Consider the following 2,230-nt stretch of genomic DNA (forward strand, 5'->3'; position numbering starts at 1 on the left):
CGTCACGTTCTGCTAAGAGAAATTCGTGTAACATTATGAATGTTATTAATTTTAGACTTATTCTACATCAGGAGATCGCTAAAACAGCGATCGCATCCACCCCAGAACAATTTCCCATCCCCTCGCCGAAGCTAAGTATTTAACCCACATTCCGCACGTCATTTTTTAGTATAAAAAGCAATACAAAAATTGGGAAAGAGTTACTGAATTATCCGAGTATAAATACTAAATCTCTATTATCACTATATATTTATCACTACCAAACCAACATTTTTTCGTTGTCTAGGTCGTTAATCAACTTATACAATTCAACTATCAATCAAACTCTTGTAAATACTCGATTTCAAACGTCTGGTTGTTACACTTTAGAAAATCTCTCTCTCAGAAGAATAAATTAGCAGTATTTCCTGAACTTATGGGAGAGAAAAAGCCGAAATCATCAAGTTAGACTTACTTCTAAAAGCCATTGGTATTTGCTGATTTCAATCTCTGACAATATCTGGTGTTTATTCCGCAACAAACAATTGAAGAGTATTACTTTCATAACGAGGTTTACAATTATGACGACGACATACAAAATTAAATTGATGAATCAAGAAGAAGGAATTAACCAAACGGTAAATGTTCCCGAAGATGAATATATTCTCTCAACTGCTGAAATCGAGGGGATGGAGTTACCCTATTCCTGTCGTCAGGGAGTCTGCTCAACTTGTACTGGGAAGTTGGTTGATGGTTCCGTTGATCAGTCAGAACAGTCTTATTTAGACGATGAGCAGATCGCTCAAGGCTATGTACTAATTTGTGTTGCTCATCCAACCTCAGATTGCACGATTATTACCCACAAAGAAAAAGAAATAGCTTTATAAGGCAGAAGCCAGTCCCGATGAAACGAGTTTCACTAGTACAACACGGCGTAAATAAACCACCGATTCAAAATCAATGAAACGCTTACGCTGTATACCTGTTTGAATTTTGTTAGCGCAGCGTTAGCGAGTCATCGAGCGTCACGAGCGTCATTTTGAATTCCGCCTTACGGTACTAGCCTATACACTAAATTAAACCTTTTGAAAAAAGCAGCAGTCTCAATTTAGAAATCAGTTAAATTGCTGAAAAGCAACTCACAAACAATTTAACTAACTTAATCTCCAATACCCGCGATCGCAATAGTCTTTTGGGGCCAATTGTTAGCACCGATCTCTTTGCTGGTCTAGTGCGGACAACAATGCACCTAGATTTAGATGATTTGATTGAACCGCAAACACCACAAACCTTTAAACCACATGGGCCACACCAATTTTTATATCCTAACCAGGAGGGTGATTCTGTAGTAGCGCCTGTTGAAAAAGCGAATATTTTGGCAATGCTCGATGAGGTGACAACTTTAGAAGATGTCCGCAATTTGGCATCAGACGAGGATTTCCAAAAATGGCAGAGCGCGTAGGCGTAGCCCGTCGTAGACATCGCAAAATATCTTACACAGGTCAAAGGTGAAATTTCTTTAACTCAACTCCAAGGTGGATTAAAAATGCCGATGGTAGAAGTATGGTTGGGATTATTGCTGGGTGGGTTTACGCTAGAACAACGTGGTGATTTTTATCACAGCCAAAATGTATGGGTGAAAAGCTCTCTAACTTCGGACATCTTCAACGGCATTGTACTTTAAGAAATTTTCATTGCCAAAATCTTCTTGCCATTCACTTATGAGCCAGTATATTTACAGTAGTCTCACCGATGATGAAGAACTTAATTTTTCTGAGGAAGCAGAGGTTTTCGTTTTTCCCACTTCTTTCGCCCAGCAGCGATTGTGGTTTCTCGACCAGTTAGCACCGGGGAATCCATTTTACAACGTGTCAACAGCACTTCACCTGACAGGTTCCCTCAACTTCACCGCCTTAAAGCAGACATTCAACGAAATTGTACGTCGTCACGAAACGTTACGTACTAGGTTTGCTATGGTAGAGCAGCAACCAGTACAGGCGATTCCTGCGGAAAGCTGCGCTAACGCACCTAGCTTAAGCATACCTCTTCCCTTAATAGACCTACGCAATTTCGAGAGCCAAGAACGCGACACACAAGTGCAGCAAATCGTAACCCAAGAGGCTCAACATCCTTTCAATCTCACCACTGGGCCATTGCTGCGAGTAAAGCTGCTGCAACTGGATGAAGCAGAATATCTGCTGCTGCTAAATCTACATCACATAGTTGCCGATGGCTGGTCAATTGGAGTGCT

Annotated in this window: 4 protein-coding genes; all 4 read left to right on the forward strand. The window is 40.7% G+C overall.

The genetic code is table 11. From position 1 onward, the window contains the following. The first annotated feature begins 560 nt into the window (after positions 1-560). On the forward strand, positions 561-866 hold the full coding sequence (locus V7K76_RS24775) for a 2Fe-2S iron-sulfur cluster-binding protein (RefSeq protein ID WP_334775985.1): 306 nt from the start codon (positions 561-563) through the stop codon (positions 864-866). 305 nt (positions 867-1,171) lie between these two features. Continuing rightward, the gene (locus tag V7K76_RS24780; RefSeq protein WP_334778619.1) at positions 1,172-1,441 is read left to right on the forward strand and encodes a hypothetical protein; all 270 of its coding nucleotides are present in this window, start codon (positions 1,172-1,174) and stop codon (positions 1,439-1,441) included. An 84-nt stretch (positions 1,442-1,525) separates the two neighbouring features. Continuing rightward, entirely contained in the window at positions 1,526-1,663 is a 138-nt protein-coding gene (locus V7K76_RS24785; protein ID WP_334778620.1) for a hypothetical protein, read from the forward strand. 37 nt (positions 1,664-1,700) lie between these two features. Beyond that, positions 1,701-2,230: condensation domain-containing protein (locus tag V7K76_RS24790; RefSeq protein WP_334778621.1), on the forward strand; the 530-nt coding region annotated here is incomplete at its 3' end.

The sequence above is a fragment of the Nostoc sp. genome (assembly GCF_036917975.1).
Lineage (GTDB): Bacteria > Cyanobacteriota > Cyanobacteriia > Cyanobacteriales > Nostocaceae > Nostoc.

What these genes read in the sequence shown, in the direction of transcription:
- V7K76_RS24785 (WP_334778620.1), top strand. Translation starts at nt 1,526, where the DNA reads ATGCCGATGGTAGAAGTATGGTTGGGATTATTGCTGGGTGGGTTTACG.
- V7K76_RS24775 (WP_334775985.1), top strand. Translation starts at nt 561, where the DNA reads ATGACGACGACATACAAAATTAAATTGATGAATCAAGAAGAAGGAATT.